The sequence below is a fragment of the Allobosea sp. GW821-FHT09G06 genome, assembly GCF_059416005.1.
In genome coordinates this window covers 284,811-308,571 of the sequence record NZ_JBWKOI010000005.1, presented here as the reverse complement: position 1 = coordinate 308,571, position 23,761 = coordinate 284,811, and the positions used below count along the sequence as shown (strand labels likewise).

The 23,761-nt window shown below is 66.8% G+C and carries 25 protein-coding genes; 16 read left to right on the top strand and 9 right to left on the bottom strand.

What is annotated here, in order from left to right; all coding sequences use genetic code 11:
• Positions 1 to 360: 360 nt before the first annotated feature.
• The 5 genes from AC07NY_RS22990 to dnaQ are packed head-to-tail and all read left to right on the top strand — an operon-like array spanning position 361 to position 4,011.
• Positions 361 to 1,191, top strand: a complete 831-nt coding sequence (locus AC07NY_RS22990) for a pyruvate, water dikinase regulatory protein (protein WP_494585734.1) — start codon at positions 361 to 363, stop codon at positions 1,189 to 1,191.
• Positions 1,188 to 1,814, top strand: a complete 627-nt coding sequence (locus AC07NY_RS22985; RefSeq protein WP_494585733.1) for a Maf family protein — start codon at positions 1,188 to 1,190, stop codon at positions 1,812 to 1,814. Before AC07NY_RS22990 ends, AC07NY_RS22985 begins: the two co-directional genes overlap by 4 nt.
• 11 nt (positions 1,815 to 1,825) lie before the next feature.
• The gene (locus AC07NY_RS22980; protein ID WP_494585732.1) at positions 1,826 to 2,659 is read left to right on the top strand and encodes a shikimate dehydrogenase; all 834 of its coding nucleotides are present in this window, start codon (positions 1,826 to 1,828) and stop codon (positions 2,657 to 2,659) included.
• Between the two features lie 15 nt (positions 2,660 to 2,674).
• Positions 2,675 to 3,277, top strand: coding sequence for a dephospho-CoA kinase (gene coaE / locus AC07NY_RS22975; protein WP_494585731.1), 603 nt, complete (start codon positions 2,675 to 2,677; stop codon positions 3,275 to 3,277).
• Positions 3,278 to 3,294: 17 nt separating this feature from the next.
• Positions 3,295 to 4,011, top strand: a complete 717-nt coding sequence (gene dnaQ / locus AC07NY_RS22970) for a DNA polymerase III subunit epsilon (protein ID WP_494585730.1) — start codon at positions 3,295 to 3,297, stop codon at positions 4,009 to 4,011.
• Between the two features lie 28 nt (positions 4,012 to 4,039).
• On the opposite strand, the gene AC07NY_RS22965 is transcribed toward dnaQ, so the two are convergent.
• On the bottom strand, positions 4,040 to 4,774 hold the full coding sequence (locus tag AC07NY_RS22965; protein WP_494585729.1) for a TerC family protein: 735 nt from the start codon (positions 4,772 to 4,774) through the stop codon (positions 4,040 to 4,042).
• 172 nt (positions 4,775 to 4,946) lie between these two features.
• Complete coding sequence (secB, locus tag AC07NY_RS22960) at positions 4,947 to 5,441, bottom strand: protein-export chaperone SecB (protein ID WP_492288368.1); 495 nt, start codon at positions 5,439 to 5,441, stop codon at positions 4,947 to 4,949.
• Positions 5,442 to 5,684: 243 nt separating this feature from the next.
• Between secB and AC07NY_RS22955 the strand changes: the two genes are divergently transcribed.
• From AC07NY_RS22955 to AC07NY_RS22935, 5 genes are all read left to right on the top strand, one after another.
• Positions 5,685 to 6,410: a Tim44/TimA family putative adaptor protein gene (locus tag AC07NY_RS22955; protein ID WP_492288369.1), complete on the top strand. Its 726-nt coding sequence runs from the start codon at positions 5,685 to 5,687 to the stop codon at positions 6,408 to 6,410.
• Complete coding sequence (gene mltA / locus AC07NY_RS22950; RefSeq protein ID WP_494585727.1) at positions 6,407 to 7,576, top strand: murein transglycosylase A; 1,170 nt, start codon at positions 6,407 to 6,409, stop codon at positions 7,574 to 7,576. The genes AC07NY_RS22955 and mltA overlap by 4 nt, the downstream gene beginning before the upstream one ends.
• Before the next feature lies 1 nt (position 7,577).
• Positions 7,578 to 8,141, top strand: a complete 564-nt coding sequence (locus tag AC07NY_RS22945) for a Smr/MutS family protein (protein WP_494585726.1) — start codon at positions 7,578 to 7,580, stop codon at positions 8,139 to 8,141.
• A complete protein-coding gene (locus tag AC07NY_RS22940; RefSeq protein WP_494585725.1) occupies positions 8,138 to 8,512 on the top strand; it encodes a helix-turn-helix domain-containing protein in 375 nt (124 codons plus the stop codon). The genes AC07NY_RS22945 and AC07NY_RS22940 overlap by 4 nt, the downstream gene beginning before the upstream one ends.
• 97 nt (positions 8,513 to 8,609) lie before the next feature.
• Positions 8,610 to 9,608, top strand: a complete 999-nt coding sequence (locus AC07NY_RS22935; RefSeq protein WP_494585724.1) for an adenosine kinase — start codon at positions 8,610 to 8,612, stop codon at positions 9,606 to 9,608.
• Positions 9,609 to 9,797: 189 nt separating this feature from the next.
• Here AC07NY_RS22935 and AC07NY_RS22930 read toward each other — a convergent pair whose 3' ends face one another.
• The 5 genes from AC07NY_RS22930 to AC07NY_RS22910 form a co-directional block, all read right to left on the bottom strand.
• A complete protein-coding gene (locus AC07NY_RS22930; protein WP_494585723.1) occupies positions 9,798 to 10,433 on the bottom strand; it encodes a pyridoxamine 5'-phosphate oxidase family protein in 636 nt (211 codons plus the stop codon).
• Positions 10,434 to 10,481: 48 nt separating this feature from the next.
• Positions 10,482 to 11,270, bottom strand: coding sequence for an alpha/beta fold hydrolase (locus AC07NY_RS22925; protein WP_494585722.1), 789 nt, complete (start codon positions 11,268 to 11,270; stop codon positions 10,482 to 10,484).
• A gap of 139 nt (positions 11,271 to 11,409) precedes the next feature.
• A complete protein-coding gene (gene pnp, locus AC07NY_RS22920; RefSeq protein WP_492288376.1) occupies positions 11,410 to 13,581 on the bottom strand; it encodes a polyribonucleotide nucleotidyltransferase in 2,172 nt (723 codons plus the stop codon).
• A gap of 262 nt (positions 13,582 to 13,843) precedes the next feature.
• Positions 13,844 to 14,113, bottom strand: coding sequence for a 30S ribosomal protein S15 (gene rpsO, locus AC07NY_RS22915; protein ID WP_257735438.1), 270 nt, complete (start codon positions 14,111 to 14,113; stop codon positions 13,844 to 13,846).
• A 171-nt stretch (positions 14,114 to 14,284) separates the two neighbouring features.
• Complete coding sequence (locus AC07NY_RS22910) at positions 14,285 to 14,656, bottom strand: winged helix-turn-helix transcriptional regulator (protein WP_377843403.1); 372 nt, start codon at positions 14,654 to 14,656, stop codon at positions 14,285 to 14,287.
• A 124-nt stretch (positions 14,657 to 14,780) separates the two neighbouring features.
• Here AC07NY_RS22910 and AC07NY_RS22905 point away from each other — a divergent pair, with 124 nt between their 5' ends.
• Complete coding sequence (locus AC07NY_RS22905; protein ID WP_494585721.1) at positions 14,781 to 15,392, top strand: NAD(P)-dependent oxidoreductase; 612 nt, start codon at positions 14,781 to 14,783, stop codon at positions 15,390 to 15,392.
• A gap of 77 nt (positions 15,393 to 15,469) precedes the next feature.
• Here AC07NY_RS22905 and AC07NY_RS22900 read toward each other — a convergent pair whose 3' ends face one another.
• Both AC07NY_RS22900 and AC07NY_RS22895 read right to left on the bottom strand, forming a co-directional pair.
• Positions 15,470 to 15,820 carry an Atu4866 domain-containing protein gene (locus AC07NY_RS22900; protein ID WP_492288378.1) on the bottom strand — a complete coding sequence of 117 codons (351 nt, stop codon included), beginning with the start codon at positions 15,818 to 15,820 and terminating at the stop codon, positions 15,470 to 15,472.
• A gap of 301 nt (positions 15,821 to 16,121) precedes the next feature.
• Positions 16,122 to 18,236, bottom strand: a complete 2,115-nt coding sequence (locus AC07NY_RS22895) for a methyl-accepting chemotaxis protein (protein ID WP_494585720.1) — start codon at positions 18,234 to 18,236, stop codon at positions 16,122 to 16,124.
• 363 nt (positions 18,237 to 18,599) lie between these two features.
• On the opposite strand from AC07NY_RS22895, the gene hslV reads away from it, so the two are divergent.
• From hslV to AC07NY_RS22870, 5 genes are all read left to right on the top strand, one after another.
• The gene (hslV, locus tag AC07NY_RS22890; RefSeq protein ID WP_492287088.1) at positions 18,600 to 19,169 is read left to right on the top strand and encodes an ATP-dependent protease subunit HslV; all 570 of its coding nucleotides are present in this window, start codon (positions 18,600 to 18,602) and stop codon (positions 19,167 to 19,169) included.
• A 38-nt stretch (positions 19,170 to 19,207) separates the two neighbouring features.
• Positions 19,208 to 20,518: an ATP-dependent protease ATPase subunit HslU gene (hslU, locus tag AC07NY_RS22885; protein ID WP_492287087.1), complete on the top strand. Its 1,311-nt coding sequence runs from the start codon at positions 19,208 to 19,210 to the stop codon at positions 20,516 to 20,518.
• Positions 20,518 to 22,089, top strand: coding sequence for a murein biosynthesis integral membrane protein MurJ (gene murJ, locus AC07NY_RS22880; RefSeq protein ID WP_494585719.1), 1,572 nt, complete (start codon positions 20,518 to 20,520; stop codon positions 22,087 to 22,089). The genes hslU and murJ overlap by 1 nt, the downstream gene beginning before the upstream one ends.
• 46 nt (positions 22,090 to 22,135) lie before the next feature.
• Positions 22,136 to 23,185: a tryptophan--tRNA ligase gene (gene trpS / locus AC07NY_RS22875; RefSeq protein WP_494585718.1), complete on the top strand. Its 1,050-nt coding sequence runs from the start codon at positions 22,136 to 22,138 to the stop codon at positions 23,183 to 23,185.
• A gap of 73 nt (positions 23,186 to 23,258) precedes the next feature.
• Entirely contained in the window at positions 23,259 to 23,753 is a 495-nt protein-coding gene (locus tag AC07NY_RS22870) for a universal stress protein (protein WP_492287084.1), read from the top strand.
• The last annotated feature ends 8 nt before the right edge of the window (positions 23,754 to 23,761 follow it).

The following is a 23,761-nucleotide window of genomic DNA, read 5'->3' as shown; positions in this document are numbered from 1 at the left end:
CGAGTCGCGGGCCGGGAAAGCCTGCGACCACCTGTTAAGGCTTTATTAACGAATTGGAATCGGCAGCGGCCCTGCCGGCTTCCAAAATGATTCACGTGAAACACTTTCTTTACCATTCACAGCCGGCGGGCTGTTGATGGTTCCGGGGGGTTATACAGAACCGCCGGCTGGCTCCCGTTTTCTGTCCACTTGTCCACACTGCTCCCCATCCCCCGGGATAACCCGGCCACTCCGGGAAGGGGCCCGTGATGACACTCTGCCGGTCTGGAAAAACCGAGCCGGCATCAATTCGCCTCGGGACGATTCCGGTCCGGCCCAAAGCGCGCTAGAGGATAGGAGCGCTTCAGGCCGGGGGATGCCGTGGTCCGCAATTATTTCCATCTGCATCTGGTCTCGGATGCGACGGGCGAGACGCTGATCGCGGTCAGTCGGGCCGCGGCCGCGCAATATGAAAGCGTCTCGGCGATCGAGCATGTCTATCCGCTGGTCCGCTCCGAGGCGCAGCTTGCCCGCGTCCTCGCCGAGATCGAGGCCTCGCCCGGTGTCGTGCTCTACACGCTGGTCGAGCCGGAATGGCAGGAGAAACTGGAGAACTTCTGCCGCGAGCTCGGCTGTCCCTGCCTCTCGGTGCTGCAACCTGTGCTCTCGCTGTTCCAATCCTATCTCGGCCAGGCCCAGGCGACGAAGCCCGGCGCGCAGCATGTGCTCAACACCGAATATTTCCGCCGCATCGACGCGATGAACTACACGCTCTTGCATGATGACGGGCAGATGGGTGGCGATCTCGACAATGCCGATGTCATCCTGGTCGGCATCAGTCGCACCTCGAAGACACCGACGAGCATCTATCTCGCCAATCGCGGCATCAAGACCGCCAACATTCCACTGGTTCCGAACATCCCGCTGCCGCCCGAACTGGAGAAGGCCAAGAAGCCGCTGATCGTCGGCTTGATCGCCAGCGCCGACCGCATCGTCCAGATCCGCCAGAACCGCCTGCTCTCGCTGCGGGCCGACGATGACACGTCCTATGTCGATCCGACTGCCGTCGCCGACGAGGTCACGCAGTCGCGCCGTCTCTGCGCCCGGAAGGGCTGGCCGGTCATCGACGTGACAAGGCGCTCCATCGAAGAGACGGCCGCCTCGATCCTCGACCTGCTCCGCGACCACCGCATGAAGTTCATCGTGACATGAGCGCCTCGTCCGGCCTCTGGCTCGCTGCCGAGCCCTTGATCCTCGCCTCGGGCAGCGCGACCCGGCGCGACATGCTGCTGGCTGCCGGCATTCCGGTCGAGGTGGTGAAGCCGGACATAGATGAACGCGCCGTCGAGAAGCCATTGGTCGATCGCGGCGTGCCGGCCGATCAGGTCGCGGCGGCCTTGGCCTGTGCCAAGGCGCTCGCCGTCTCGCGCGATCGTCCGGGTCGCCTCGTCCTCGCCGCCGACCAGACGCTGACCTGCGATGGCGTCGCCTTTCACAAGCCCGCGGATCTGGCGGCGGCGGAACGGCATATCGCTGCGCTCGCCGGCCGGACCCACGAACTCCACTCCGCCTTCGTGATCGCACGCGATGGTGCGCCGCTGGCCGAAGAGCTCGAGGCCGCCCGCCTGACGATGCGCGCTCTCCAGCCCGATTTTATCGCGCGCTATCTGGCCGTTATTGGTTCGGCTGCTCTGTCCAGTGTCGGCGGCTATCAGGTCGAAGGGCCGGGTGCTCAGCTCTTCGACAGGATCGAGGGCGATCATTTCACCATTCTCGGCCTGCCGCTGCTGGCGGTGCTCAAGGCGTTGCGCGATCTCGATTGCCTCGCCCGCTAACGGACTTGCATATGGCGCCTCGCTGCTTCGTCATCGGACATCCCATCGCCCATTCGCGTTCGCCGTTGATCCATGGCGAATGGCTGCGCGAGCATCTGCTTCCTGGCTCCTATGAGCGGATCGATGTCGCCCCGGCCGATCTGCCGGCTTTCGTCTCTCGTTTGCGCGATGGCGAGTTTGCTGGTGGCAACGTCACCGTGCCGCACAAGGAAGCGGTGATGGGATTGGTCGATGAGGTCAGTGATGCCGGTCGGGCGGTCGGCGCCGTCAACACGCTCTGGCGCGAGAGTGGCCGGATCATCGCCGACAACAGCGACGTGCCGGGCTTCCTCGCCCATCTCGATGCGACAGTGCCGGGCTGGCAGGATCGGGTGGGGACGGCTCTCGTCCTCGGAGCCGGCGGTGCGGCACGCGGCATCTGCTATGGCCTGAAGGCGCGTGGCGTTGCGCGCATCCTCGTCGTCAATCGCAGCCCCGAGCGGGCCACCGAGCTGGTCGCCGCTTTGGGCCATCCGCTAGTCGCTGGGGACTGGGCGAAGCGCGACAGCCTCGTCGGAGAGGCCGATCTCATCGTCAACACGACCGCGCTCGGCATGCAGGGCAAGCCGCCCCTGGAGATCGATCTGGCAGCTTTACGGCCCGGAACGATCGTCGACGACATTGTCTATGTTCCCCTGAAGACGGCGCTGCTGGCCGAGGCGGAGCGGCGTGGGGGCTTGGCCGTAGACGGGCTCGGCATGTTGCTGCACCAGGCCGTGCCCGGTTTCGCCCGCTGGTTCGGTGTAACGCCGCAGGTGACGCCAGCGCTTCGTGCCCTCATCGAAGCCGATATCCTGAAGGCCTGATTCGCCGGAGCCGCCATGACCTTCGTGCTGGGCCTGACGGGCTCGATCGGAATGGGAAAATCGACCACCGCGCAGCTCTTCGTGCAGCGCGGCGTGCCCTTGCACGATGCCGATGCGGCGGTGCATCGCCTGCATCGTGGTCGGGCGGCGGCGCCGATCGAGGCCGCCTTTCCGGGCACGGTGATCGACGGCGCGGTCGATCGTGCGAAGCTGGGGGCGGCCGTGCTCGGCAAGCCCGAGGCATTGCGGCGGCTCGAAGCGATCATCCATCCGCTGGTGCGCGAGGAGGAGGAAGCCTTCCTTGCCCGCTGCCGGCGCGAAGGCGCGGGGCTCGCGATCATCGATGTGCCGCTCCTGCTCGAAACCGGTGGCGAGGCGCGCTGCGATGCCGTGCTCGTCGTGACGGCGCCGGCCGAAGTCCAGCGCCAGCGCGTCCTGGCCCGCGCCGGCATGACCCCGGAAAAGCTCGACGCCATCCTGTCGCGCCAGATGCCGGATGCGCAGAAGCGCCGCCATGCCCATTTCCTTGTGGACACCTCGCGCGGCCTCGTGGCCGCCGAGCGGCAGGTCGGCTCTATCCTGAAGGCGCTCGCCGGCCGTCCCGGGCGCGGTGCTTGAAGCGAGGTCCTGAAGCGATGCGCGAGATCGTTCTCGATACCGAAACCACCGGCGTCGAAGCCAATAATGGCGACCGCATCGTCGAGATCGGCTGCGTCGAACTGCTCAATCATTGCCCGAGCGGCCGAACCTTCCACGTCTATATCAACCCCGAGCGCTCGATGCCGATCGAGGCGTTCAACGTCCACGGGCTCTCGGAAGAGTTCCTGTCGGACAAGCCGGTCTTCGCCACGATTGCGCAGGAATTCTCGGAGTTCATCGCCGGCGCGAAGCTGGTGATCCATAATGCCGCCTTCGACGTCGGCTTCATCAACATGGAGTTCAAGCGTCTCGGCCTGCCGCCGATCGAGCAGGCTTTCGTGGTCGACACGCTGTCGATGGCGCGGCGCAAGCACCCCGGCGCCTCGAACAGCCTCGATGCGCTCTGCTCGCGCTATGGCATCGACAACGGCCGCCGTACCAAGCACGGCGCGCTGCTCGACTCCGAGATCCTGGCCGAGGTCTATATCGAGCTGATCGGTGGCAAGCAGGCCTCGCTCGGCCTCGGCGTCGAGGCGGCGGCCAGCCGCGGTGGGGTCGCCATGGCGGCGGTCGAGAAGCCGCAGCGCCAGCGCCAGTTGGCACCGCGCCTCAGCGAGGAGGCGCTCAAGGCGCACGAGGCCTTCATTCTCGGCTCGCTCAAGGCGCCGCTCTGGAAGGGCTATCTCGGCATCACGGACGACGCGGCGCAGTAATCCGCGTCGTCTCTCGCTTGGACCTGGCTTATCGCGCCCGGCGGCGCGATACCATGTTGAGCGCCTCGATCAGGGCCGAGAAGGCCATCGCGGCGTAGATATAGCCCTTCGGCACATGCACGCCGAAACCCTCTGCGATCAGCGTGCCGCCGATCATCAGCAGGAAGCCCAGCGCCAGCATCACGACGGTCGGGTTCCTGTCGATGAAATGCGCCAGCGGGTCGGCGGCGAGCAGCATCGTCAGCACCGCGACGAGGACCGCGATGACCATGACCGGGACATGCTCGGTCATGCCGACGGCGGTGATGATCGAATCGATCGAGAACACCAGGTCGAGGATCAGGATCTGGAAGATCGCGGCGCCGAAGCTCAGCGTCACGGCGCGCGCGCCGCCCTCGGCCAGGACCGATTCCGGATCGGGGTCGACCTTGTGGTGGATTTCCTTCGTCGCCTTCCAGACCAGGAAGAGGCCGCCCGCGATCAGGATGAGATCACGCCAGGAGAAGGCCTGTCCGAAGACCGTGAAGATCGGGGCGGTCAGCTTGACGATGATGGCGACGGTGCCGAGCAGGGCGAGGCGCAGGATGAGCGCCAGGCCGATACCGATCCGGCGGCCCTTCGAGCGCTGATGCTCGGGCAGCTTGTTGGTCAGGATCGAGATGAAGATCAGGTTGTCGATGCCGAGCACGACCTCCATGGCGATCAGTGCCCCGAGCGCGGCCCAGACAGTGGGGTCGGCGGCAAGCGTCATAAGGTGGTCCATCGGTTCTCCATCGGATACGAAAAGGGCGGGCGTCCCTGCCGGGGCGTCCGCCGTTGCCTCGGGCACATGGAGAGGGGTGCCTTGCTCCGCAAGGGCAACAATAATCCGCAATAAACGAGAAAGGGCCCCGCGAGGGGCCCTTCCGTAGTCTTTTGCCGATGCCGGCGAGCGATCAGTTGGTCGCCGCGCCCTGCTGGCCCTCGAGCTCCTGCATGCGCTGCTGGAAGAGCTGGGCGAAGTCGATCGGCGGCACGTAGAAGGGCGGGAAGCCGCCATTCTGCACGGCCTCGGCGATGATCTGCCGGGCGAAGGGGAAGAGCAGGCGGGCGCAGTCGATCACCAGCACGGGGTGAACATGCTCCTGCGGGATGTTCTGCAGGCGGAACACGCCGGCATAGCTCAGGTCGAAGGCGAAGAGCGTCTCGCCCTTGATCTCGGCCTTGCCCTCGAGGCGCAGCACGGTCTCGTAATCGTTGTCGCCGAGAGCGGTCGAGCCGACATTGACCTGCAGCGACATCTGCGGGCCCTGCTGGGCGTCCTGCTGGGCGAGCGAGCGCGGCGCCTTGGGGTTCTCGAAGGAGAAATCCTTCGTGTACTGGATCAGGGCGTTCAAGCTCGGAGCCGCTTCGGCGCCGGCGCCATTGCCGTTGGGAAGTTCGTTGGCCATCGGTCCCATCTTGTTCTGGCAGGCTGTCTCGGGAAATCCCGCGCCTGTGCCGGCTTTCGGGAGGCGCTCCATGCTATGGAGCGGCGCGCGCGTCGGCTATCATGGACGCCGTGCCGGCACAAGAAGTCGCCTTCACAAGCCGGGGGGTGGATGTTACGAGCCAGTCTCACCATATGACGGTGAACGCCCGGCACCAGCAGGTGATAGGGCAGGCAACAACGGGGAGCCGCGGGTCAGCTTTCGATGCAGAATTCCTTCGACATGCAGACTCTGATCTTTCTGGCTCTGGCCGTGTTCGTAGCCTGGAAGCTGCGCTCCGTGCTTGGCCAGAAGACGGGTAGCGAACAGCCCAAGGATCCCTTCGCTCGCCGCGAGACGCCGCCGATGCGGCCGGATCAGCCGCAAGGCCAGGACAAGAGCGACAATGTCATCCGCCTGCCCGGCGCCGCGAACGATCCCGTCGCGCCCCAGCCGCCGGCAGCCGAGCGCTGGAAGGATCTGGCTGCGCCGGATTCGCCCGTGAGCACCGGCATCGAGGCGGTGATCCGGCAGGAGCCCGGCTTCGACCCGCATGAATTCGTCGGCGGCGCCAAGGCCGCCTATGAGGCGATCGTCACCGCTTTTGCCCGCGGTGACCGCAAGATGCTGAAGGGCCTCCTTGCGAAGGATGTCTATGACGGCTTCGAGCAGGCCATCACTGAGCGCGAGAAGCGCGGTGAGAAGGCCGAGTCGAACTTCGTCTCGATCGACAAGGCCGATCTCGCCGCCGTCGAGGTCAAGGGCAAGACCGCGCAGGTCACGATCGCCTTCGTCTCGCAGCTGATCAGCGTCACCCGCGACGCTCAAGGGTCGGTCGTCGATGGCAGCGCCGAGCAGGTCTCGGAGGTCAACGACATCTGGACCTTCTCGCGCCAGCTCGGCAGCCGCGACCCCAACTGGCTGCTCGTCGCCACCGAATCCGCCGCGTGAAGCGCGGCGGCGCCGGTGTCGCACTGGCGCTCTCCGCAGCCCTGGGCCTTGCATCCGTGACCGCCATGGCCTCGCCGCCCCCGCTGCCCCAAGGCGCCCGCGCCGAGGCCCTGTCGCCCGCTGCCATTCCTGGCTGGGCGCAGGACGACCATTCCAAGGCCTTCGCCATCTTCGCGCAGGGTTGCATGGCCGATCCGCCCCTGCGCCAGGGCGTGCCACTGCCGGAGCGCCTGACAGCCGTCTGCGACAAGGCCAAGGGGCTCGCCGCGGCGGGCCCTGTCGGGCGCGCGCAGGCGAAAACCTTCTTCGAACAGAACTTCTCCTTCTGGCGCATCCGACCGGAAGCCGGCGAAGCCGGCTTCACCACCGGCTATTTCGAGCCCGAGTTCGAGGGCTCGCTGACTCGTTCCAATGCCTTCCCGACGCCGCTCTACGACCGGCCGAAGGATCTGGTGACGCGCTTCTCCGAGGATGACTGGCCGGGCCTCGACAAGACGTTCTCGGCCGCGCGCCGCACCGCCAAAGGCTTCGAGCCCTTCCCCGATCGCACCGCGATCGAGACCGGCGCGCTCGATGGCCAGGGGCTCGAAATCCTCTGGCTGCGCGATCCCGTCGATCGCTTCGTGCTGCAGGTGCAGGGCTCGGGCCGTGTCCGCCTGCCGGATGGCTCGGTGACGCGCCTGACCTATTCCGGCCGCAACGGCCATCCCTATACCTCGCTCGGCCGCGTGCTCAGCCAGCGCGAGAACATTCCGCCCGAACAGATGACCATGGATCGGCTGATCGCGCGGCTGAAGGCCGATGCCGGCTTCGCCCGCGACCTGATCCGCCTCAACAAGTCCTTCGTCTTCTTCGCCCGCCGCGACGACCTGCCGGCCGAGAGCGGCCCGATCGGCGGCGCCGGCCTGCCATTGACGCCGCTCCGCAGCATCGCGGTCGATCGCACGGCCTGGCCTTATGGCCTGCCGGTCTGGATTGACGCGACGCTTCCCGATGGCGTTGGCGGCGACGAGCATCTTGCCCGCCTGATGATCGCGCAGGATACCGGCTCCGCCATCCTCGGCCCCGCCCGCATGGATCTCTTCGTCGGCTCGGGCGCAGCGGCCGGCCATCGCGCCGGTCTGATTCGCCATCCCGTTGCCTTCACCGTACTCTGGCCGCGCTGAGATGCGGTCCCGCCGCGGAAAGACGCTGACGGAGGCCGATATCGCGCTCTGGCGCCAGGTCGCACGTTCGGTGAAACCGCTGCCCGGCCGGGCGCCGGTCGAGCCTGAGCCTGTCCCAGAGCCGGCAATTCCCGCACCGGCCGAAATTGCAACGCGTGCCGTCACGGCCGCTTCGCCAGTGAAAGCTGCCCCACCACCAGCGCCGCCGCTGGCGCCGATCGAGCGGCGTTTGCGCACGCAATTGCGCCGCGGCCAGCAGAGCGTCGATGCCTCCATCGATTTGCACGGCATGCGGCAGGACGAGGCGCATCTGGCCCTCCACGCCTTCCTGCGCCGCGAGCAGCGGCGGGGATGCCGCATTGCTCTGGTGGTGACCGGCAAGGGCGCAATCGCGCCGGCTCTATTCGGTGACGAGCGCGGCGTGCTGCGCCGGATGGTGCCGCATTGGCTGCGCCTGCCCGACTTGCGCGCGCTGGTCCTCGGCTTCGAGGAGGCCGAGCAGCGTCATGGCGGTTCCGGCGCGCTCTATGTCCGCTTGCGCCGCCTCAGGGAGCATGGGCCGTGACGCCCTTCGGCCAGCGCATCCGGGCCCTGCGGGAGGCGCGCGGCATGAGCCTCGCGCAGATGGCGGAGGGCCTCGGCGTCTCGCCGGCCTATCTCTCGGCGCTTGAGCATGGCAAGCGCGGCCGCCCGACCTTCACCCTGATCCAGGGCACGATCCATCTGCTCGGCGTCATCTGGGACGAAGCCGACGAGCTTGTCCGCCTCGCCGACCTCTCGCATCCCCGGGTGGTCATCGATACGGCCGGGCTCGACCCGGAAGCGACGCTGCTTGCCAACCGCCTGGCGCGCGAGATCGGCCTGCTGGAGGGCGAGGATCTGCGCCGGCTCGCTGCTGTGCTCGACGAAGCCGCCGCCCGCCGCGATCCTGCCTGATTCGCCCCGCTTGACCCGGCATCACACGGATGCGACAGGGCCAGCACCTTCCTATCGGCCGACGGGCCACGCCATCCGGACAGAGCAAGCAAGAGCCATGACCCAGACCCGCACGGACGTCCTCGCCCTCGGTAACGCCATCGTCGATGTCCTGGCCTCGGCCGAGGAGGATTTCCTCATCGCCCAGAAGCTGACCAAGGGCGCGATGATGCTGATCGACGAGGCCCGCGCCGAGTCTCTCTACGCCGCCATGGGCCCGGCCCGGATCATCTCGGGCGGCTCGGCTGCCAACACCATTGCTGGCCTCGCTTCCTTCGGCGGCAAGGGCGCCTTCATCGGCAAGGTCCGCGGCGACGAGCTCGGCAAGCTCTATCGCCATGACCTGACCTCGCTCGGCGTCGCCTTCGGCACGGCCGATGCGACGGAAGGCCCGGCGACCGCGCGCTCCTTCATCATCGTCACGCCGGACGGCGAGCGCACGATGAACACCTATCTCGGCGCCTGCCAGGGCCTCTCGGCCGCCGATATCGACGCCAAGGCCGTCGAGGCCGCCGACATCGTCTATCTCGAAGGCTACCTCTGGGACCCCCCGGCGGCGAAGGAAGCCTTCCGCAAGGCCTCCGAGATCGCACACAAGGCCGGCGGCCGCGTCGCCATCACCCTGTCGGACTCCTTCTGCGTCGACCGCTATCGCGACGAGTTCATCGGCCTGATCCGCAACCGCATGGTCGATCTCGTCTTCGCCAACGAGCACGAGCTCAAGAGCCTCTACGAGACCTCGGATTTCGATACGGCCCTGTCCTGGCTGCGTTCGGAGAACATCCTCGCCGTCGTCACCCGCTCCGAGAAGGGCGCGCTGGCGGTGACGCCGGACGGCATCGTCGAGGAGCCGGTCTTCCCCGTAGAGCGCGTGGTCGATGCGACCGGCGCTGGCGATCTTTTCGCCGCCGGATTCCTCTACGGCCTGACCTCGAACCGCGAGACCCGCGACTGCCTGCGCCTCGGCGCGCTGGCGGCGGCCGAGATCATCTCCCATGTCGGCGCCCGGCCGGACGTCAGCCTGAAGACGCTGGCGGGGAACGAAGGGTTGCTCTGAAAGCGCCACGCCTGACGGCACCACGATTGTCATTCCGGGGCGGCCCTATGGGCCGAACCCGGAACCCACGATGGGGATACGTCCGAATTACAATTCCTGCCGCGCCGTTGAACGCTCGGTCTCACCCTGTCGTGGGTTCCGGGCTCTTCGCTGCGCGAAGCCCCGGAATGACAGGCGGGGCCGCTTCTCTCAATACAGCGTCGCCTTCACCCTCGCCGGCAGCGCTTCATCATAGGTCTTCCCGTCGAAGGTCGCGACCTCTGCATTCCGCGCCGTGATGTCGCGCAGCATCGTGCCGGGCGAAGGCAGGCTGCGCCGCTCGACCTGCCGCTCCGGGTTCCAGAGCTCCGCCCGCACCACCGCGCGCGAGCATTGGAAGTAGACGGCCTCGACATGGACGACCATGACGCTCGCCGGCAGCTTTTCGGCCATCTCGAATTGCGAGCACAACTCAGGATCGCAGGAAATCTCCGCACGTCCGTTCACGCGCAGCGTCTCGCCGCAACCGGGGATCAGGAAGAGCATTCCGATTCGATCGTCGAACAGGATATTCTTCAACGAGTCCAATCTGTTATTGCCTTTTCGGTCGGGAATCAGGAGCGTTTTCGCGTCCCGGACCGTGACGAAGCCCGGCAGATCCCCGCGCGGCGAACAATCCAGCCCCTCCGGACCGACCGTGGCGAGCACGAAAAACGGCGAGGCGGCGATCAGCGCGGCATAGTTCGCGTCGACATGATCGATCTCCTTGAAGGTCGAGGCCGGCGCGATCGGATTGGGATAGGCGCGGGCGAGGTCGTCGAGCAAGGCGATGCGGTGGTCGGACATGCCGGTCTCCATGGATCGGCATATGTCTAGACTATTGTGTGCGGCGCGTCATCTCTTCACCGCGCTGTCTGTCGAAGACAAGCCAGCCGCGATAGCTGCCGCGAGACCAGCCGGGTTGTCCCAGGGGATCGAATGCCCGGCGCATGGCACGATGGCGATATCGACCCCGGCCTCCGGCAGCCTCGCCGCATCATCGTAGGGCAGGGACAGCTCGCCGACGATCAACGTACGCGGCACGGGGAGCGACGTCAGGATGCTCCGCCATGTCGGATCGCTGCCTTCGACGAGCGAGCGCGCGGTCCGCTGCACGGCATAGGCGGCGCTGCCGGCAAGCGAGGCCGCCCAGATACCGTTGCCCTCTGCCCGGGCCGCACGGACGATCGCATCCTGGCCGCCGGCGCAATACTCCGCTTCGGGGATCGCCGCGATGCCCCGGCTGAACTGGCCGCCGCCCGGATCGAGATTGGGTTCGCCGACGACGAGCCGGCCGAGGCGCGGCCCCAGCATCACGGCAGCGGCAATCGCGACAGCGCCGCCCATGCTGTGCCCGAACAGATCGACCTGCGGCAGCGCCAAAGCATCCACCAGTGCGACGACGCTGCGGGCATGGTCGTCGATCGTATAGCCGAACACTTCCGGCCGGTCGCTGAAGCCAGAGCCCAGCAGGTCGATCAGCAGCATGCGCCGGCCGCGCAAGGCCGGATCAGCCGCGACGGTCGGGTAGTCGCAGGACGAGGCGCAGCCGAGGCCGTGAATCATGATCAGGGCTGGGCCGTCGCCGGCAAGGTCATGGTAGCGCAGCGATCCGCCAGCGGCGGGAACGGCGAAGGATTTCATCGGCAGGCACTCCGGCTTTCACGGAAGACTAGCAAAGGCATTGTCCGCACATGGCGGGATAAGCCTCTCGGCCAGAATGAAAAACGCCCCGCATCGGATGATGCGGGGCGTCCTGTCTTACACAAGCTGCTTGCGGCGATTACTCGGCCGCGCCCTGCTTCTCACGGGCCTTCTCGGCCTCGCGCTGGGCCTTGAGCTTCTCGGTGAGGTCCTCGCCGGTGGCCTGGTCGACGACCTTCATCGAGAGGCGGATCTTGCCGCGCTCGTCCTGGCCGAGGAACTTGACCTTGACCTTGTCGCCTTCCTTGACGACGTCCGAGACCTTCTGGACGCGCTGGGGAGCGAGCTCGGAGATGTGGACGAGGCCGTCCTTGGCGCCGAAGAAGTTCACGAAGGCGCCGAACTCCATGATCTTGACGACGGTGCCGTCATAGATCACGCCGACTTCGGCCTCGGAGACGATCGACTTGATCCACTTGATCGCGGCTTCGATCGACTTGCCGTCGGCGGAGGCGATCTTGATGGTGCCGTCGTCCTCGATGTTCACCTTGGCGCCGGTCTTCTCGACGATCTCGCGGATGACCTTGCCGCCGGAGCCGATAACTTCACGGATCTTGTCGACCGGGATCTTCATCGTCTCGATGCGCGGGGCATATTCACCCAGCGAGGCGCGCGAGGTCGAGAGCGCTTTGTTCATCTCGCCGAGGATGTGCTCGCGACCGCCCTTGGCCTGATCCAGGGCGACTTTCATGATCTCCTCGGTGATGCCGGCGATCTTGATGTCCATCTGCAGCGAGGTGATGCCCGCGGCGGTACCGGCCACCTTGAAGTCCATGTCGCCGAGATGATCCTCGTCACCCAGGATGTCGGAGAGCACGGCGAAGCGCTCACCCTCGAGGATGAGGCCCATGGCGATGCCCGCGACCGGCGACTTCAGCGGCACGCCCGCATCCATCAGCGCCAGCGAGGTGCCGCAGACGGTGGCCATCGAGGAGGAGCCGTTCGACTCGGTGATCTCCGAGACGACGCGGATCGTGTAGGGGAACTCGGCCTTCGCCGGCAGCATCGGACGGATGGCGCGCCAGGCGAGCTTGCCATGGCCGATTTCGCGGCGGCCGGGCGAACCCATGCGGCCGGTCTCGCCGACCGAGTAGGGAGGGAAATTGTAATGCAGCAGGAAGGTTTCCTTGTAGGTGCCTTCCAGCGAGTCGATGAACTGCTCGTCGTCGCCGGTGCCGAGCGTGGTCACGACCAGCGCCTGCGTCTCGCCGCGGGTGAACAGGGCCGAGCCGTGGGTGCGCGGCAGCATGCCGGCCTCGGCGACGATCTTGCGGACCGTCTTGAGATCGCGGCCGTCGATGCGGGTGCCGTCATCGAGGATGGTCCAGCGCACGACCTTGGCCTGGGCTTCCTTGAACTGGCCGCCGACCTGCTCCTTGGTGAAGGTGGTCTTGCCGTCCGGCTCGGCCGAGATCAGCGAGGCGACCTTGGCCTTGGCAGCGTCCAGCGCCTTGTAGCGCTCGGCCTTGGTGGTGATCTTGTAGGCGGCGCGCAGATCGGCGTCGACGAGCTTCAGGACGGCGTCCAGAACCACGGAGTTATCGGCCGGGGTGTAGTCGCGCGGCTCCTTGGCGGCCTTCTCGGCCAGGCGGATGATGGCGTCGATCACCGGCTGGAAATGCTTGTGGCCAAACATCACGGCGCCGAGCATCACGTCTTCCGGCAGCTCCTTGGCTTCCGACTCGACCATCAGCACGGCGTCCTGGGTGCCGGCGACGACGAGGTCGAGAACCGATTCCTTGGCCTCTTCGATCGTCGGGTTCAGCTTGTAGGCGCCGTCGATATAGCCGACGCGGGCGCCGCCGATCGGGCCCATGAAGGGCACGCCGGAGAGAGTGAGCGCGGCCGAGGTCGCGACCATCGCCAGGATGTCGGGATCGTTCTCCAGGTCATGCTGGAGCACGGTGACGACGACCTGCGTGTCGTTCTTGTAGCCTTCGACGAAGAGCGGGCGGATCGGACGGTCGATCAGGCGGGAGACCAGCGTCTCCTTCTCGCTCGGACGGCCCTCGCGCTTGAAATAGCCGCCGGGAATGCGGCCGGCCGCGAAGGTCTTTTCCTGGTAGTTGACGGTCAGCGGGAAGAAGTCGAAGCCCGGCTTCGGCTCCTTGGCCGAGACGACGGTCGCGAGCACGACGGTCTCGCCATAGGTGGCCATCACGGCGCCGTCGGCCTGGCGGGCGACCTTGCCGGTCTCGAGGACGAGCTTGCGGCCGCCCCAGATCAGTTCTTCGGTTTGGATGTCGAACATGTGTTTCGTCTTTCGGTCGGGTTCGACCCGTCCGGTGCCTTCAGGCCCATGGGCAAGACGGCGGAACGCTCGGGTGTGAGAGGGAATGCGCCCGAGCGCTCGGCGATCCTGCCATGGACGTCTTGGGCGCCCGGCGGGTCACGCGGAAAAGCCGCCCCATGCGGCTGCCGCGATAGTCAGGCAGGTCACGCCCCATGGCGGCCTCGCCCGAAAAGGAGCCGCCCGGAGCAGGTCGCACCGGGCGGAAACCATCAGCTTTCGATCAGCGGCGGATGCCGAGCCGTTCGATCAGCGTCTTGTAGCGACCCTGGTCCTTGCCCTTGAGGTAATCGAGCAGGGAACGGCGCTGGGAAACCAGCTTCAGCAGGCCGCGGCGCGAATGGTTGTCCTTCGCATGCGACTTGAAGTGGCCGGTCAGGTTGGTGATGCGCTCGGTCAGGATCGCGACCTGAACTTCCGGCGAGCCGGTGTCATTCGGCTTGGTGGCGTATTCCTGGAGCAGCGCAGTCTTGCGCTCGGCAGTGATCGACATCGGGAGATCCTCGTGTTCGGGTTGATCTGGCGGGCCAGGCCGGGATGTCGTCCAGCAAGGTCCGAAGTCCGCGAGCACCTCATCACGGAGGGGTCGCGCCGCCGGCTGGTTGGCCGGTTGCCCGGGCATATACACGAAATCGGGGGAAACGCCAGCGTTCCCGACTCCGGGCTAGGCCGACGCCTCGCCGCGATCATAGCGCTGCTGGGCTGCCTCGACCTCGCCGATATGGGCCTCGGCCCAGAGCGTCAGCTGGTTCACCGTCTGCGCCAGCGTCCGCCCGAGCCCGGTCAGCGAATATTCGACGGTGACGGGCACGGTCGCGAACACCTCGCGCCGCACCAGCCCGTCGCGTTCCAGGCTCTTCAGCGTCTGCGACAGCATCTTCTGCGAGATGTTCTCGATCCGCCGCCGGAGTTCGTTGAAGCGCAGGGTGCCGTCGTCGAGCGCGATCAGGATCAGCACCGCCCAGGTATCGCCGATGCGGTCGAGCACGCGCCGGGTCGGGCACAGCGCCTGGAAAGGGTCGGGGCGTTTCAGCATGGCGGTTTCCCGGAGGTGACCATGTCGCGTGAAAGTGCCTTCTTTACGGGGCGCCGCGGCAGGATCAGATAGGTTCCATTGGAGTGCAGGTATCCAGAAGATACCAAACAAAGGAGCCTTTGTCATGAAAGTCGCATTGATCGGCGCCAGCGGATTCATCGGTTCGCGCCTGCTGGCCGAACTCTCCGCCCGCGGCCACGCCGTCACCGCCATCGTTCGCAATCCCGAGAAGGTTGCAAGCCTGCCCGGCGTCACCGCCGTCAAGGGCGATGTCTTCGACAAGGATGGGCTGGCCAAGCTCGTTGCCGGCCATGATGCCGTGATCAGCGCGGTGCATTTCACCGCCAGCGACCCGCAGGTCCTGCTCGCGTCGGTCCAGCAGTCGGGCGTGAAGCGTTATCTCGTCGTCGGCGGCGCCGGCAGCCTCGAGGTCGCGCCGGGCGTGAAGCTCTTCGACACCCCGGAATTCCCCGCTGTTTATCTCGACGAAGCCCGGAAGGGCGGCGCCTTCCTCGATCTGCTGAAGCAGGAACAGGGCCTCGACTGGACCTTCCTCTCCCCTTCCGCCCTGATCCAGCCGGGCGAGCGCACCGGCAAGTTCCGCCTCGGGACCGACCAGCTTCTGGTCGACGCCAAGGGCAACAGCGCGATCTCGGCTGAGGATTACGCGATCGCTCTTGTCGACGAGCTGGAGAAGCCGTCGCACAGCCGTCGCCGCTTCACGGTCGGCTACTGATCCTCGTGCCTTTATGAAAAGGGCCGCGCCTCCCTCCGGAAGCGCGGCCCTTCTTTATCGAGCGCTCGCGATTACGCCTAAGCCTTGCGGAAGCGCTTCTCGCCGATGCTGAGCGTGCCGCGCTTCAGCTTCCCGAGGGCGACCCAGCCGGTTTCGCCTTCGAAATAGAGCTTCGAGCGATCGACCGCATAGCGGCCGACATGCTTGGCGCCGGCGGCAGGCTTGGCCTTGTGGAACTGGCCGTCCGGCCTGAGGTCGATCAGGATCGACCCGTCCTCGGTCTTCCATTGGCCGATCGCGGCCTGTTCGAAGGGGCCGGGCGTGCCGGCGGTGTCGAAATCGATCTCGAGCGGGCGGACGGTACGGCTGGCCGGCGCAAGGCCGGAGGCGAACTGGCCGAGAGCCTGAAGAACCTGGCTGATCTGCATGGTTTTCGTCTCCCTGTGGTGGTGACGGCTGAAACCGCTTGTCGCAGACATCCCCGTCGGGACCTGTCAGCAAGCGGCGCGGCATCGAACAACTCCAGCGAGTCGGCCGAGGAACGTCACGGATTGAATGTGCGAGGGCGGCGTCGTGATGGAGCAAAGCTCCGGCGCCTGTCACCGAGATAGGCCGATCGAGCGCCTCGACAAGAGCCGGCGAGCAAAAATTTCGTCCCGAAATGCAAACGGCGCCCTTTTGGGGCGCCGCACATGTCGTGTTCGAGGATGGTTCGGAGACTGCCTGGTCTCAGAACTCCTCCCATCCGGAATCGCTGGCCCGGCCGCCGCCGCCATTGGCGACCTTGCGCGGGGCAGGCGCGCGGGACTGGACGAAAGCGGCCTCGGCGAGCTGGCGCAGGCGCTCCGGCTCGCCGGAGGAGACTGCGGAAGCAGGCGCGGGCCGCCCGGCTGCACGCATCGGCGCCTTCACCACACGCGGTGCGGTCGCCGGCTGGGCGTAACCCGCTTGGCCTCCCGCCTCGCGGCCGGTCTTGAACGCCGCGACCAACGCGTTGAGCTGCTCGATCCGGCCGGACAGCGAGCCGGCCGAGGCCGCGCTCTGCTCGGACAAGGCCGCGTTCTGCTGGGTCATCTCGTCGAGATGCGCGACCGCCTGGCTCATCTCGTCGATGCCGTTGGCCTGCTCGCCGGACGCCGCCGAGATGTCGGCGATCGTCGCCGCGACCTTCTGCGAGGCCGCGAGGATGCGCGCCAGCTGGTCGCCGGCCTGCCGCACCAGCTTCACGCCCTCGCCGACCTCGACATTGGACGAGGAGATCAGCCCCGAGATGTCCTTGGCCGCGGAGCTCGACCTCTGCGCCAGCGTGCGCACCTCGGAGGCGACAACGGCGAAGCCCTTGCCGGCGTCGCCGGCGCGGGCCGCCTCGACCGCCGCGTTGAGCGCCAGCAGGTTGGTCTGGAAGGCGATGTCGTCGATCACGCGGATGATGTCGGAGATCTTCTGCGAGGCGGTCTCGATCCGGGCCATGGCATCGACCGCCTGGCCGGCGATGGTGCCGCCGCTCTCGGCTGCCTGCATCGCCTCGTCGGCGATCCGCGCGGCATCCTTCGAGGCCTGGGCCGACGCCTTGACCGAGGCCGCGAGCTCCTCGGTCGTGGCGGCGGTCTCCTCCAGCGAGGAGGCCTGTTCCTCGGTGCGCTTCGACAGATCGTCGGCGCCCATGTTGATCTCGCGTGCGGCGAGACCGACATCGGCCGAGGTCGTCTGGATCGTCGCCACCGTGTCCGAGAGACGGTCAACCGTCTCGTTGATCGCGCCCTTCAGGTCGGCGAAGCGGCCGCGATAGGCGGTCTCGACCCGGTTGGTCAGGTCGCCGCCCGCGATCGCCGACAAAGCCTCCGCGAACTCCGTCGTCGCGCCGTCGACCACCGCGTTGATCTCGTTGATGCCGGCCACCAGCCGCTGCATCTGCTCGTCGGCATCGTTGATCTGCAGGCGTGCCGAGAAATCGCCGGCCGCAGCGGCGGCGACGACTTCGCCGACATCCGAGACCACGGCTTCCATCGACTGCGCCCGGGCGAGGCGCGCGGCGGCAGCGGCGCGTTCCTGCTCCTGCAGCAAGGCGACCTGCTCGGTGCTCTGGCGCAGCACGGAAACCGCGCGTGCCATGGCGCCGATCTCGTCCGGACGGTCGGAATGGGGAACGTTGACGCTGGTATCGCCGGCGGTGAGCTTCTCCATGACCTGGCTGAGGTCGAGGATCGGCTTGGTGATCGAGCGCTGCGCGAAGACGAGCGCGACGCCGACCGAAACCAGCAGCGTCGTCAGCAGGACGATCGGCAGCAGCCACTGGACCTGGCGGGTGAAGGCGGTGGCTTCCTCGCCGACCGCGATACCGGCCTTCTCGACGCGCTGGCTGAAGCTGATCAGGAGGTCGTTCAGAGCCTTGCGGTTGGCGCGATTGGCTTCGTTATTGCCCTGTTCGTTCGCCGCGGCCGGCGAAACCTCGCGGCCAAGCCTGGCGGTCTCCGTCCGGAAGGTGATGAATTCCTCGACGGCCTTGGCGATCTGATCGACGACGGCGCGCTCTTCCGGCGGCGCGACCTTCTGCAGGTCGGCGCTGAACTTGCGCAGCGTCGGGAAGCGCTCCTCGATGCCCTTGGCGTAGGCCTGCGCCTCCTGCGGCGTCTTCGACATGTAGACGCCGCGCGATTCCATCACCACGGCCGTAACGACGCCGTTGATGCGCTGGGTCAGCAGCGCGACATTGCCTTGGATCTCGGAGCGGGTGTTCAGATCGTCGGCCTTGTGCAGGCCATAGATACTGATGATCGCCGACAGGATGGCGCCGCCGGCGACGATGGCCAGCATGGCGAGGATTTTCAGCCGGATTGATTTCATGATGACGCCCCGAGGCGGCTTCCCGACAATGGAAGCCGATCTAAACCCTGACCTTTGGGCGTTAATGATAAAAAACTGCTTAAAAGTTTAGCGTTACGGCAATTCGGGCTTCTGCTGCGGATGCTCTACGGCAGAGTCCAAGGACTCGCGTGCGTATGATCAGGCTTATCGCTGATATGGTTGCGTCTACGCCGCGAAAGCTGAAATTCAACTGCTGGTGAACACGCTATTCAAGCATGGCTTGCATATTCCACTATGCCGCCCTCACAGGTGGCATGCCGGCTCCCCCCTTGATAGTGCGGTCTCTCCTGAACATGTTTGGCACTATCCGCCGCCCTGTCTCGATACCCGGTTCATCATCTCATGTCTGAAAACAGCAATGCCCCCGTGATGCACGCCACCACCATCCTGATGGTGCGCAAGGGCGGACGTGTCGTCATCGGCGGCGACGGCCAGGTTTCGCTCGGCCAGACCATCATGAAGGGCAATGCCCGCAAGGTCCGCCGCCTCGCCAAGGGGCAGGTGATCGCGGGCTTCGCCGGCGCCACCGCCGATGCCTTCACCCTGTTCGAGCGTCTCGAGAAGAAGCTCGAGCAATACCCGACCCAGTTGCTGCGCGCCTGCGTCGAGCTCGCCAAGGACTGGCGCACCGACCGCTACCTGCGCCGTTTGGAAGCGATGCTGCTCGTCGCAGACAAGGAGGTCTCGCTCCTGATCTCGGGCACCGGCGACGTGCTGGAACCGGAGGCGAGCGAGCACGGCGCGGTGATGGCGATCGGTTCCGGCGGCAATTACGCGCTCTCGGCGGCGCGCGCGCTGATCGATATCGAGCCCGATGCCGAGGCGATCGTGCGCAAGGCGATGAAGATCGCCGGCGATATCTGCGTCTACACCAACCATTCGCTCGTCATCGAGACGCTCGAAGCGGCCTGACGTTCCCATCAGGCCCGTTCACCGGATACAGCACTGCAATGACCAGCTTTTCCCCCCGCGAGATCGTCTCGGAGCTCGACCGCTTCATCGTCGGCCAGAGGGACGCCAAGCGCGCCGTCGCCATCGCGCTGCGCAACCGCTGGCGGCGCCAGCAGCTCGAAGGGCCGCTGCGCGAGGAGGTTTCGCCGAAGAACATCCTGATGATCGGGCCGACCGGCTGCGGCAAGACCGAGATCGCGCGGCGTCTCGCCAAGCTTGCCAATGCGCCCTTCCTCAAGGTCGAGGCGACGAAGTTCACCGAGGTCGGCTATGTCGGCCGCGACGTCGAATCGATCGTGCGCGACCTGGTCGAGGTCGCGATCGCGCTGGTGCGCGAGAGCCGGCGCAAGGACGTTCAGGCCAAGGCGCATGTCGCGGCCGAGGAGCGCGTGCTCGATGCGCTCGTCGGCGCCAATTCCAGCCAGGCGACGCGCGATTCCTTCCGTCGCAAGCTGCGCGCCAACGAGCTCGACGACAAGGAGATCGAGGTCGAGATGACGGCTGGTGCCGGCGCGTCTGCACCGATGTTCGAGGTTCCCGGCATGCCCGGCGCCTCGATCGGCGCGATCAACCTCTCCGACATGCTCGGCAAGGCTTTCGGCCAGAAGGGCAAGCCCAAGCGTGTCCTGGTCAAGGATGCCTACCAGCCGCTGCTGGCCGAGGAGAGCGACAAGCTGATCGATCAGGATGCGATCATCCAGGCCGCGATCCGCGAGGTCGAGGAGAACGGCATCGTCTTCCTCGACGAGATCGACAAGATCTGCGCCCGCGAGGGCAAGGGCGGCGCCGATGTCTCACGCGAGGGCGTGCAGCGCGACCTGCTGCCGCTGATCGAGGGTACGACGGTCGCGACCAAGCACGGCGCCGTGAAGAGCGACCATATCCTGTTCATTGCGTCCGGCGCCTTCCATGTCTCGCGCCCCTCCGACCTGCTGCCGGAATTGCAGGGCCGCCTGCCGATCCGTGTCGAGCTCAACCCGCTCGACATCGAGGATTTCAAGCGCATCCTGACCGAGACGGAAGCCAGCCTGATCAAGCAGTCGGTGGCGCTGATGGCGACCGAGGAGGTCACTGTCACCTTCACGCCGGACGCGATCGATGCCATCGCCCGCATCGCCGTCGAGGTGAATTCGACGGTCGAGAACATCGGCGCTCGTCGCCTCCAGACCGTGATCGAGCGCATTCTGGACGAGATCTCCTTCACGGCGCCGGACCGCTCGGGGGAGGCGGTGACGATCGATGCCGCCTATGTCGAGGCCCGCATCGGCGACCTCGCCAAGAATGCCGATTTGAGCCGGTTCATTCTCTGATGGAGAAGCCGGCGGCATCGGCGCCGGAATCTTCCCGTCTCGCCCGCGATTCCGCCGTCGTCGGTGCGGCCACGATCGCGTCGCGCCTGCTCGGTTTCGCCCGCGACGTGCTGATCGCGCGGCTTCTCGGCGGCGGGCCGGTGGCGGATGCTTTCCTGGCGGCCCTGCGCCTGCCCAATCTCGTCCGGCGCGTCCTGGGCGAGGGCGGGCTCAATGCGCCCTTCGTGCCGCTCTATCTCGCGATCAAGGGCGAGCGTGGCGAAGCGGCGGCGCGCGGCTTTGCCGGCGAGGCGGCCGGGCAGATCGGCTTGCTGCTGCTGGTGCTCGTCGGATTGGGTGAGCTGTTCGCGCCCTGGCTCGTGCTCGGTCTCGCCGGCGGCTTCGCCGAAGCGCCCGACACCCTGGCGCTGGCGGCCTCCTACACGCGGCTGATGCTGCCCTTCCTGTTCCTGACGACGCTCGCTTCCATGCTGGCGGCGCTGCTCAATGCGGAGAAGCGCTTCACGGTCGCGGCGTTGGCTCCGGCGCTGATGAACGCGATCCTGCTCGTCGTGCTCCTGATGCTGCATGCTAAGGGCACACCGCCGGAGACCGGCGCCCGTTGGCTTGCGCTCTGCACCAGCCTGACCGGTCTCGCCCATCTCGCCATGATCCTCGTGGCGCTGCGTGGCCCCGGCCTGCCCCGCCCAAGCCTGCGCTGGTCGCCGGACATGACCCGGCTCGTCCGCACCGGCGGCGCGACCCTGCTCGCCGCGTCCGCCGCCCAACTTGTCCTGCTGGTCGCGACGCAGATTGCCTCGATCGGCCCGGGCGCCGTCGCGGCGCTCTATTATGCCGATCGCGTCTTCCAGCTGCCGCTCGGCTTCGTCGGCGTCGCGATGGGCACCGTCGTGCTCTCCGGCATGGCGCTGGCTGCGAACCGCGAAGGCCCCGATGCCATGCTGGGCCAGGCGCTGGCGCTGGGCCTCGCGCTCGCCCTGCCGGCCGCGACGGCGCTTGTCGCGCTGGCTGATCCGATCGTCTCCGTACTGTTCGAGCACGGCCGCTTCGATGCCACCGATCGCGGGCGCACCGCTGCGGCGCTGGCCATGTTCGGCTACGGCCTGCCCTTCGCCATCGCCGCAAAAGTCTTCGGCCAGGTCTATTTCGCGCGTCGCGCCCCGCGTTTGCCGCTCATCTCCGGCGGTTTCGCTGTGCTGGTCGCTGCCCTCGTCGGGTTCTGCCTGGCGGACGAAGGCAACGCTGCGCGCATGGCGGCGCTCGCGGCGACCTTCGCCTTCTTGGCGCAGGCCGTCCTGCTCGGGGGGGCGTTGCTGCGCGACGGCATCTGGCGCCCGAGCCTCAACAGCTTGCGGCCGATCGCCGCCAGCCTTGGCGCCAGTGCGATCATGCTGGCCGTGCTGGAGCTGCTGTTGCGGCTGCTGAACGGGCCGCTGGCTTCCGATCAGCCGGCTCTGCATCGGGTCGGGGCGCTTGGCCTGCTCTGTCTTGCAGGCATGGCGAGCTACTGCATGGCGGGCTGGACGCTCGGAGCCTTCGGCGCTCTCCCCTTGCGCAAGCGGCGGGGTTGAGCCAGAAGCGCCGCTTCCCTTCTCCATCGTGACGACGGAGTGCCCCATGTCGGGTTTTCATCAGCGCGTATTCTCAGGCATGCAGCCGACCTCGACGCTGCATCTCGGCAATTATCTGGGCGCGCTGACCAACTGGGTCGCGATGCAGGATACGCATGAGTGCATCTATTGCGTCGTCGACATGCACGCGATCACGATGTGGCAGGACCCGGCCGACCTCAAGCGCGCCATCCGCGAGGTCACGGCCGCTTATATCGCGGCCGGCGTCGATCCCAAGCGCAGCATCATCTTCAACCAGAGCCAGGTGCACGGCCATGCCGAGCTTGCCTGGGTGTTCAACTGCGTCGCCCGCCTCGGCTGGCTCAACCGCATGACCCAGTTCAAGGAGAAGGCCGGCAAGGACCGCGAGAACGCCTCGGTGGGCTTGTATGCCTATCCGAACCTGATGGCGGCCGACATCCTGCTCTACAAGGCGACGCATGTGCCTGTCGGCGAGGACCAGAAGCAGCATCTGGAGCTGACCCGCGACATCGCCCAGAAGTTCAACAACGACTTCGGGGCGCAGATCGCCGAACGCGGCCTGGGCACGGGCGAGCTCGGCTTCTTCCCGCTGCCCGAGCCGATGATCCAGGGCCCGGCGCCGCGCGTCATGAGCCTGCGCGATGGCACCAAGAAGATGTCGAAATCGGACGCGTCCGACTATTCGCGCATCAACCTGACCGACGATGCCGAGGCGATCGCCCAGAAGATCCGCAAGGCCAAGACCGACCCCGAGGCGCTGCCCTCCGAGGAGAAGGGTCTGGAGGGCCGGCCGGAAGCCGAGAATCTCGTCGGCATCTATGCCGGCCTCTCGGGAGCGTCGAAGGACGCCGTGCTCAAGCAGTTCGGCGGCGGCCAGTTCTCCGGCTTCAAGGCGGCGCTGGTCGATCTTGCGGTCGAGAAGCTCGCGCCGATCGCGGGCGAGATGCGCCGCCTGCTGGACGATCCCAAGCACATCGACGATATCCTTGGCGCGGGTGCGGACCGGGCCGATGCGATCGCCGCGCCGATCATGCGCGAGGTCAAGGACATCGTCGGCTTCGTGCGCAGCCGTTAACGTAGGGTGCACTTGCGCCGGGGTGCCGGCGCAGGCCACCATGCGCGTCCCTGAAGCGGCGGCAGGACAGTTCATGGTCAAGAGACGGCGGTCCTACGAGACGGGCCATCGCCCGAAATTCCTCGCCGTGGTCGATGGCAGCGAGGAATGCGCCAAGGCGATTCGCTTCGCCGCGCGCCGTTGTGCCCGCGTCGGTGCGTCGATCGTCCTGCTCGGCGTCGCCACCCCGCCCGAGCACGAGACCTGGCTCGGCGTCGGCGAGGTCATGCTGGCCGAAGCCCAGGCCGAAGCCGAGAAGCGTCTCGAAGGCGCCGCGGCGGCGGTGCGTGCGCTGGCCGGGCTCGAGCCCGAGAAGGTCGTGCGTGTCGGCAACAAGGCCGACGAGCTCGTCAAGCTGATCGAGGAGGACGAGGATATCTCGCTGCTCGTGCTGGCGGCCGGCACCAGCCGCGAGGGCCCCGGCCCGCTCGTCAGCGCGCTTGCCGGCAAGTCCTCGGCGAGCTTCCCGATCCCCGTCGCGATCGTGCCCGGCCATCTGGAGGACGAGGAGATCGACGCCCTCGCCTGAGGGCGGCG

Coding starts and splice junctions, on each gene's coding strand:
- AC07NY_RS22945 (WP_494585726.1), top strand. CDS start 7,578: ATGCGGTCCCGCCGCGGAAAGACGCTGACGGAGGCCGATATCGCGCTC.
- AC07NY_RS22895 (WP_494585720.1), bottom strand. CDS start 18,236: ATGAAATCAATCCGGCTGAAAATCCTCGCCATGCTGGCCATCGTCGCC.
- AC07NY_RS22900 (WP_492288378.1), bottom strand. CDS start 15,820: ATGCAGATCAGCCAGGTTCTTCAGGCTCTCGGCCAGTTCGCCTCCGGC.
- trpS (WP_494585718.1), top strand. CDS start 22,136: ATGTCGGGTTTTCATCAGCGCGTATTCTCAGGCATGCAGCCGACCTCG.
- AC07NY_RS22985 (WP_494585733.1), top strand. CDS start 1,188: ATGAGCGCCTCGTCCGGCCTCTGGCTCGCTGCCGAGCCCTTGATCCTC.
- AC07NY_RS22910 (WP_377843403.1), bottom strand. CDS start 14,656: ATGCTGAAACGCCCCGACCCTTTCCAGGCGCTGTGCCCGACCCGGCGC.
- AC07NY_RS22980 (WP_494585732.1), top strand. CDS start 1,826: ATGGCGCCTCGCTGCTTCGTCATCGGACATCCCATCGCCCATTCGCGT.
- AC07NY_RS22965 (WP_494585729.1), bottom strand. CDS start 4,774: ATGGACCACCTTATGACGCTTGCCGCCGACCCCACTGTCTGGGCCGCG.
- AC07NY_RS22955 (WP_492288369.1), top strand. CDS start 5,685: ATGCAGAATTCCTTCGACATGCAGACTCTGATCTTTCTGGCTCTGGCC.
- dnaQ (WP_494585730.1), top strand. CDS start 3,295: ATGCGCGAGATCGTTCTCGATACCGAAACCACCGGCGTCGAAGCCAAT.
- pnp (WP_492288376.1), bottom strand. CDS start 13,581: ATGTTCGACATCCAAACCGAAGAACTGATCTGGGGCGGCCGCAAGCTC.
- AC07NY_RS22930 (WP_494585723.1), bottom strand. CDS start 10,433: ATGTCCGACCACCGCATCGCCTTGCTCGACGACCTCGCCCGCGCCTAT.
- hslU (WP_492287087.1), top strand. CDS start 19,208: ATGACCAGCTTTTCCCCCCGCGAGATCGTCTCGGAGCTCGACCGCTTC.
- secB (WP_492288368.1), bottom strand. CDS start 5,441: ATGGCCAACGAACTTCCCAACGGCAATGGCGCCGGCGCCGAAGCGGCT.
- AC07NY_RS22905 (WP_494585721.1), top strand. CDS start 14,781: ATGAAAGTCGCATTGATCGGCGCCAGCGGATTCATCGGTTCGCGCCTG.
- AC07NY_RS22935 (WP_494585724.1), top strand. CDS start 8,610: ATGACCCAGACCCGCACGGACGTCCTCGCCCTCGGTAACGCCATCGTC.
- rpsO (WP_257735438.1), bottom strand. CDS start 14,113: ATGTCGATCACTGCCGAGCGCAAGACTGCGCTGCTCCAGGAATACGCC.
- AC07NY_RS22925 (WP_494585722.1), bottom strand. CDS start 11,270: ATGAAATCCTTCGCCGTTCCCGCCGCTGGCGGATCGCTGCGCTACCAT.
- AC07NY_RS22870 (WP_492287084.1), top strand. CDS start 23,259: ATGGTCAAGAGACGGCGGTCCTACGAGACGGGCCATCGCCCGAAATTC.
- coaE (WP_494585731.1), top strand. CDS start 2,675: ATGACCTTCGTGCTGGGCCTGACGGGCTCGATCGGAATGGGAAAATCG.
- hslV (WP_492287088.1), top strand. CDS start 18,600: ATGTCTGAAAACAGCAATGCCCCCGTGATGCACGCCACCACCATCCTG.
- murJ (WP_494585719.1), top strand. CDS start 20,518: ATGGAGAAGCCGGCGGCATCGGCGCCGGAATCTTCCCGTCTCGCCCGC.